Origin of the sequence: Nonomuraea sp. WAC 01424 (assembly GCF_003947315.1) — a bacterium.
Taxonomy (GTDB): Bacteria; Actinomycetota; Actinomycetes; order Streptosporangiales; family Streptosporangiaceae; genus Nonomuraea; species Nonomuraea spiralis.
The window spans coordinates 86417-92871 of sequence record NZ_QHHZ01000029.1 but is presented as its reverse complement, the minus strand read 5'-3'; the positions used below and the strand labels follow the sequence as shown (position 1 = coordinate 92871).

At 70.6% G+C, this 6455-nt stretch carries 8 protein-coding genes; 6 read left to right on the top strand and 2 right to left on the bottom strand.

Translation table 11 applies throughout. The annotated features are described in order from the left end of the window. The 4 genes from DMB42_RS50180 to DMB42_RS50165 all read left to right on the top strand — a co-directional run. Window positions 1–463: proprotein convertase P-domain-containing protein (locus DMB42_RS50180; protein ID WP_185845291.1), on the top strand; the 463-nt coding region annotated here is incomplete at its 5' end. 177 nt (window positions 464–640) lie between these two features. Further along, complete coding sequence (locus DMB42_RS50175; RefSeq protein ID WP_260478401.1) at window positions 641–1258, top strand: RNA polymerase sigma factor; 618 nt, start codon at window positions 641–643, stop codon at window positions 1256–1258. Continuing rightward, entirely contained in the window at window positions 1251–2291 is a 1041-nt protein-coding gene (locus DMB42_RS50170) for a hypothetical protein (RefSeq protein ID WP_125648550.1), read from the top strand. Before DMB42_RS50175 ends, DMB42_RS50170 begins: the two co-directional genes overlap by 8 nt. Continuing rightward, complete coding sequence (locus tag DMB42_RS50165; protein WP_125648547.1) at window positions 2288–3184, top strand: hypothetical protein; 897 nt, start codon at window positions 2288–2290, stop codon at window positions 3182–3184. The genes DMB42_RS50170 and DMB42_RS50165 overlap by 4 nt, the downstream gene beginning before the upstream one ends. On the opposite strand, the gene DMB42_RS50160 is transcribed toward DMB42_RS50165, so the two are convergent. Then, the gene (locus DMB42_RS50160; RefSeq protein WP_125648544.1) at window positions 3135–4319 is read right to left on the bottom strand and encodes a hypothetical protein; all 1185 of its coding nucleotides are present in this window, start codon (window positions 4317–4319) and stop codon (window positions 3135–3137) included. The genes DMB42_RS50165 and DMB42_RS50160 overlap by 50 nt on opposite strands. A 152-nt stretch (window positions 4320–4471) precedes the next feature. Further along, window positions 4472–4948, bottom strand: coding sequence for a helix-turn-helix domain-containing protein (locus tag DMB42_RS50155; RefSeq protein ID WP_221762722.1), 477 nt, complete (start codon window positions 4946–4948; stop codon window positions 4472–4474). A gap of 47 nt (window positions 4949–4995) precedes the next feature. On the opposite strand from DMB42_RS50155, the gene DMB42_RS50150 reads away from it, so the two are divergent. Both DMB42_RS50150 and DMB42_RS50145 read left to right on the top strand, forming a co-directional pair. Continuing rightward, the gene (locus DMB42_RS50150; protein WP_260478400.1) at window positions 4996–5619 is read left to right on the top strand and encodes a dihydrofolate reductase family protein; all 624 of its coding nucleotides are present in this window, start codon (window positions 4996–4998) and stop codon (window positions 5617–5619) included. Continuing rightward, window positions 5613–6449 carry an MBL fold metallo-hydrolase gene (locus DMB42_RS50145; protein ID WP_125648538.1) on the top strand — a complete coding sequence of 279 codons (837 nt, stop codon included), beginning with the start codon at window positions 5613–5615 and terminating at the stop codon, window positions 6447–6449. Before DMB42_RS50150 ends, DMB42_RS50145 begins: the two co-directional genes overlap by 7 nt. Window positions 6450–6455: the final 6 nt, after the last annotated feature.

The window sequence follows — 6455 nt, the reverse complement described above, 5'->3', positions numbered from 1 at the left end:
CTCGGCGTTGACCCTGTCGGTCGGCGCCTCCACGGCACAGGGCACGTACTCGATCACCGTCACGGGCACCGGCTCGACCACGCACACCGCGACGTACACCCTGACGGTAGGCCCCGGCGGCCCCGGCCGGACGTTCACCAATGACACTAACTACCAGATCAGGGACTACTCGACCACCCGGAGCGCGATCACGTCCAACGCGACGGGCACCGCGACCTCCCCGGTCCAGCTCTCGATCACGATCAGCCACACCTGCGCCGAGGACCTGAACATCCGGCTCCGCGGCCCGAACAACACCTACTACCTGGTCGACCCCTACGGCGGCACCTCCTGCACGCAGTACGGCACCAGGACCTTCTCGGTCCCGGTCAGCCAGCAGGCCGCCGGAACCTGGACGCTCGACATCAGGGACGTCTACGCCGGTGACACCGGCTTCCTGGACTCCTGGAGCATCACGCTCTGACCGTCGTACTCAGGGGTAACGGGCCCCGGCCGGGTGACCGGCCGGGGCCCTTTCACGTCGTCGCGCAGCACCCGGGCGACCTTCTCGTATCCTCTTCCAGCCGATGTTCCAGCCGATGTCCCCGGTGATCCGCCGCCGGGCGTGAAAGCAGAACGGCCCATCGGATGAGTAGGGGATGTGACTGCCAATTCGACGGCTACGGATCTCGCCGATCCGCGGGGGACGATCAGCGACGAGGCTCTGGTGGAGCTGTCGCGCCGGACCCCCGAACGCTTCGGCGAGATCTACGACCGGTACGTGAGCGAGATCCACGCCTACCTGGGCAGGCGGCTCGACGGGCAGGCCGCGGACGATCTCACGGCCGAGGTGTTCCTGGCCGCGTTCAGGAAACGTGAGACGTTCGATCCCCGGCGTGGCACGGTCCGTCCCTGGTTGTACGGCTTCGCCGGCACCATGATCGCACTGCACCGCCGCGCCGAAGCCCGGCGCCTGGCGGCGCTGCAGCGCAACGCCGGCACGGACGACGGCCGGGAGCACGGCCACGAGGATCGCGTGGTCACCCGCGTGGACGCCGCGAGCGCACAGGGGCGGCTCGCGGCCGAACTGCGCGCGTTGTCCGACGGCGACCGGGACGTGCTGCTGCTGAGCGCGCTGGGCGAGCTGAGCCATGAAGAGGTGGCCCAGGCGCTCGACATCCCGTACGGGACCGTCGGGTCCCGCCTGTCCCGGGTGCGCAGGAAGCTTCGTGCCGCCCTGGGCGGCGTCAATCCACTGCTTGGAGGCTCTGATGGATGATTACCAGGCGGTGCGGGACCTGCTGCCCACGCCGCCGTTGTCCCCCGAGGTCGAGCGGGCCGGCCGCGAACGGCTGGCCGCCGCCTTCGCCCAGGAGCGCGTACGGCGGGGCCGCCGGGCGGGCAGGTGGAGTGCGCTGGCGCTCGGCCTGGCCGGGGCCGCCGCCGCGACGGCGATCGTCGTCGCCAACGTCGCGCCCGGCGGCGTGACCACTCCTCATGGCGCGGTCGCCCAGGCGGACGGCAAACGCTTCCTGCTGGTCGCGGCCGCCTCGGTGGCCGCCATGCCCGACGAGGGCGCGTGGTGGGGCAGCACGGAGGTCCGCGGCCGGCTGTTCCACGAGCCCGGCGGACGGTACGTCCTGCGTGAGAGCGAGTCGGTCGAGACCTGGATCCCCGCGGACCCCGAAGGGCTCACCTGGTACCGCGAGACCCCTCAAGGGATCAAGCCCGCGACCCCGCAGGACGAGGCGGCGTGGGCCGCCGACGGCTCGCCGACGTCCTGGACATACGACAAGCCCTCTGAGAACGGCGCCATCGGTGTCGTACAGGCCGCACCCGGTGAGCGGCGGACCTGGTCGAGCGAGGACTGGGACTTCCGCATCCTCACGGCGGGCAAGCCGCTGACCAGGATGAGCGAGGTGCCCGACACCCCTGAGGGGCTGAAGGCGTTCTTCGCCGCCGACGACCGTACGACCATCGACAGCGCGGCGCGGCTGCTGTTCTTCGCGCCGGTGACCAGCGCGAGCAGGGCCGCCGCGTACCGGCTGCTCGCTTCCTTGCCCGGGGTGAGCGCCGCCGGACAGGTGACCGACGCGCTGGGCCGGGCCGGGCAGGCGATCGAGTACGAGTCCGGGGAGTTCGCGCCGCCGAACTACAAGGGGGCGACCAGGACCCGGCTGGTGATCGACCCCGCCTCCGGCAGACCGCTTTCCCTCGAAGTCCGTTCCGCCGCGGACGGCCTGCTCCTGACGTACACCGCGATTCAGGACAGCCGCTGGGCGGATTCCAACCCGTTGAAGGAGAACGAATGAGATTCACTCTTGCCGTCGCCGCTGGGCTGCTGTTCGCCGGTGTGGCCACTGTTCCGGCGTCCGCCGACGCGCCGAAGGGGGCGTACTGGCGGGTCGAGACCACCTTCACCACGACCCACCCGCGCGCGGTCGGCACCGGCTACCACCTGATCCAGCGCAGCGTCAGCACCGACTGGCTGTCCCCGGACGGCAAGGGCTGGACCGGCTACCGCGAGCTCGGGGCCAAGCCCGCGACGAAGAAGGACGAGGCGGCCTGGCGCGCCGACGGATCCCCGACCACCTGGGACTACCGCACAGAAGGCATGAAGATCCACCTGTCCAGCCGGCCCGGCAAGGGCTGGGTGCGGGCGACCAAGGGGCGGCCCGCCGGGTTCCGGTTCGGCGAGAAGTACGTGACGTACCAGCAGCTCCAGGAGTTGCCGGCGGAGGCCGAGACGCTCAGGAAGCAGCTGACCGCCGAGGTCGACGCCTGGATCGACGAGGCCGCCGAAGAGGCGAAGACCACCGCCCCGAAGGCCACGAAGAACGACTGGCTGGTCAACCGCGACCGGTACGTCGCCGAGCGGGCGGTCGAGCTCCTGTACGTCAACCCGGCGCCGGACAAGGTCAGGGCCGCGGCGTTCCAGGTTCTCAAGACCACCAAGGGCGTCAGCGATCTCGGCCGGAGCAAGGACCCGCTGGGCCGCCCCGGCCAGAAGCTCGCCCTGCCCGTCCCGTCCGCCGAGGGGTCGGTGCTCAAGCAGCAGCTGATCGTGGACACCACGGCCATGACGCTGCTGGCCGAGTACACCGACCTCAAGGACGGAGGCAAGCAGATGCTCGGCAAGTCCGGCGTGAAGACGTTCAAGGCCGGTTGGACGAACGACAAGCCCGCCGTGCCCGGCGTGAGCTGAGCCTGCAGCCTCTGGTCACCAGGCCGCGCGTGGCGAGCCGCCCTCGCCCGGACGTTCGCCGACCGTGATCGGCACCGAGGTGATCGCGCCGTCGGCGAGGGAGACCTGGTAGGCGCGCCAATTGTGCACGTACAAGAGGTGTTCGCCGGTCCCGTCCACGCTGAAGCGCAGGCTCAGCGAGGCGCCGGGCCAGGACCTGCGGCGGACCGCCCGCCAGGGGGATCCGTTCGACGGTGTGCCCGGACGCGTAGATCAGCGCGCTGCCGTCAGGGGTGTGGGCCAACGACTCGAACGGCATGGGGCCCGTGGCGTTCTTGATGATCCGGGACGCGGCGCCTTCCGGATCGGTGCCCAGCCGGGTGAGATCGAGCAGGGCGATGGCCCGGCCACCCAGCACATAGGCGAGCGAACGGCCGTCCGGGGCCCAGGACAGGCCGCGCACCATCGAGTGCGTCAACGTCTTCCAGTCCCGGCGCCGGCCGGTGGCGACGTCGAGCACGGAGATCTTGGCGCCGCCGCCGATGAGCGGCGTGGAGTAGGCCAACCGGGTGCCGTCGGCGCTGAGGGCGAGGTCGTAGACGCTCGTCAGGTCGTCGGGGTCGGTCTGCGTGACGGCCGTCGGCATCCCGGGGCGCCCGTCCTCGCCGAGGCGTACCAGGAAGAAGCGAATGTCTGGATTCTTCGGCTCGGTCCAGCCGGCGACGGCGAACGTACGGTTGTCGCGGGCGGCGGCCACAAGGTGCCAGGAACTCTCGACGCCGGGCGGCAGCGGGACGTTCGCGATGAACGCCCCGGTCCCGGCGTCGTGCACGGCGGGCGGCACCGGGGTGAAGACAGCGGTCTTGGACCTGCCGGGGAAGTGGGCGAGCGGAGTGCGGGCGGACAGGAAGTACCGCGGGGAACCCGTCGCGGCCAGGGGAGTTCCGGTCGCCATGGGCTCGGCCAAGGAGGTCGCCTGCGGGTACGGGTGCCGTACCGGCTCCGCGGACACCATGAGCGACGGCGGTGGCGGCGGGGCCACCGGGGGCTGGGTCGCGCCGACCAGCGACACCCGGCCGGCGGCCGGGTCGGCGCATCCGGCCACCAGAACGGCCAGGGCCAGGCCCGCCAGCGCGGCTGACGAACGGGACGACATGCAGCGATCATCGTATGGATCGGCATGCTTGACCAGCACGGGACCTGATCAGTTGAGAACCTGTGAAGGAATCGCGGCGCGATCGTGTCCCGCGTCGAGCGACACCGGCGCCAGTGTGCTCGACGGCGAGACGTCGGCGCCCCGGCCGATGCTCACCGAGGGGGAGAGGCGGCGTCGAGGCGTTCGAACGGGCCTGGGCCGTCGTGTGGCTTCGGTGGGGCGTCGAGGTGGCGGACGCGGAGCTCGTCCATGAGCTCCTCGATGAACGCCGGACCCTCGTCACGCATGAGCTGTTGCCGGCTCCGAAGGTCGGCGCCGCCCGGGCGCCAGTCGAGGCCCCAGTTGCCGAGGGCGTAGATGATCGGAAGAAGCTGGATGCCGGCTTCGGTGAGGCTGTAGCGGGCGCGTTGCCCCCGCGCGGCGGTGCCGCGGGTGAGGATGCCCGCCTCGACGAGCCGTACGAGGCGGTCGGCGAGGATGTTCGAGGCGATGCCCTCGACCGACCCGGTGAGCAGTGCCCGGAAGTAGCGGCGGTCGCCGAAGATGACGTCGCGAAGCACGAGCAACGACCAGCGATCTCCGAGCACCTCGACGGCGGCGTTGATCGGACACCCGGACCGTGGTTCCACGATTCCCTCCTTGACAGGCATTTCGCCCTCCCTATAGTAGTTGCAAAATGCAAGCACTCTGGGAAGGGGAGCTGATGGGCCGCTTCGTCTATTCGATGCAGGTGTCCCTCGACCTGCGGATCGAGCAAGTTCCGGGGGACAACGGCGCCGGCGAGTGGCTGCGCATCGACGAGGAACTGCACCGCGAGTGCAACGCGCGGACGCGGGCGCTCGCGCTCATGGTCCATGGCCGGGTCTACTACGAGGTCATGGAGGAGTACTGGCCAAGGGCGGGCGAGGACACGTCGCTGCCGGACTACATGCGCGAATACGGCGAGATCTGGACCGCCAAGCCCAAGGTGCTCGTCTCCCGTACCCGCCGCGACGCCGACCACAACACCCGGATCGTCGGCGGGGACGACGCGATCGAGCAACTCGCCGACCTGCGGACCAGCACCGACGGCGGCATCAGCGTCGGCGGCGCGGCGCTCGCCACACAGCTGCTCCGGGCAGGGCTGCTCGACGAGCTGCTGCTCTTCACCCATCCCGCGGTCCTCGGCTTCGGCAGGCCGCTGTTCGACGACTACGACGTGCCGATCGAGCTCGACCTGCTCGAACAGCAATCGTTCAAGCAGGGGGTCACGATGCACCGATACGCCATCCGCGACGCGGGCGAGGTGCGCCCGTGTTGACGCAGGTCGCAGAGGGTGTGCTGGTCCACCAGAGCGAGTTCGTACAGAGCAACGCCATTGTCGTGCGGGGCCGGGCCGGTGTGTTGCTCATCGACCCCGGGGTGACCGGCGCCGAGATCGACTGCCTCGCGGACGACCTGCGCGAGTTGGGTCAGCCCGTTGTGGCAGGCTTCTCCACCCATCCGGACTGGGATCACCTGCTCTGGCACGCCCGGCTCGGCGACGCGCCCCGTTACGGCACGGCGCGCTGCGCGGCCACCGTCCGAGAACTGCTGTCGGAGGCAGATGCGAAGGACCGCATCGCCGCCCACCTGGTCGAGACGGAGGTCGCCGGGCAGGTGCCGCTGGACCTGCTCGGCCTCATCACCGGCCTGCCCGCCGGAACCACGCGGATCCCATGGGACGGCCCCCAGGTCCAGATCATCGAGCACCAGGCGCACGCGCCGGGCCACGCGGCGCTCCTGATCGCGGAACGCGGGGTTCTCGTCGCCGGCGACATGCTCTCCGACGTCCTGATCCCGATGCTCGACCTGGACGGCACCGCCGACCCGATCGAGGAATACCTCACAGCGCTGCGGCTGCTCGAAGAGGTGGCGGGCGAGGTGGACGTCCTCGTCCCTGGTCACGGGTCGGTCGGCGCAGCCGATCAGGTACGCGTACGGATCGACCAGGACCGGGCGTACGTGCACGCCCTGCGCGACGGCCGGGAGCCCGGCGACCCGCGGATCGGCCCGTCGGCCAGGCCCGGCTGGGAATGGGTGAGCCACGTGCACACAGGGCAACGCCGGCGCCTCGACCAGCGAAACGATCACGCCGACACACCCCGCTAGCGAGGC

Excerpts from the sequence above, each read along its gene's own strand:
- DMB42_RS50160 (WP_125648544.1), bottom strand. The coding sequence starts at position 4,319 with ATGTCGTCCCGTTCGTCAGCCGCGCTGGCGGGCCTGGCCCTGGCCGTT.
- DMB42_RS50170 (WP_125648550.1), top strand. The coding sequence starts at position 1,251 with ATGGATGATTACCAGGCGGTGCGGGACCTGCTGCCCACGCCGCCGTTG.
- DMB42_RS50150 (WP_260478400.1), top strand. The coding sequence starts at position 4,996 with ATGCAAGCACTCTGGGAAGGGGAGCTGATGGGCCGCTTCGTCTATTCG.
- DMB42_RS50165 (WP_125648547.1), top strand. The coding sequence starts at position 2,288 with ATGAGATTCACTCTTGCCGTCGCCGCTGGGCTGCTGTTCGCCGGTGTG.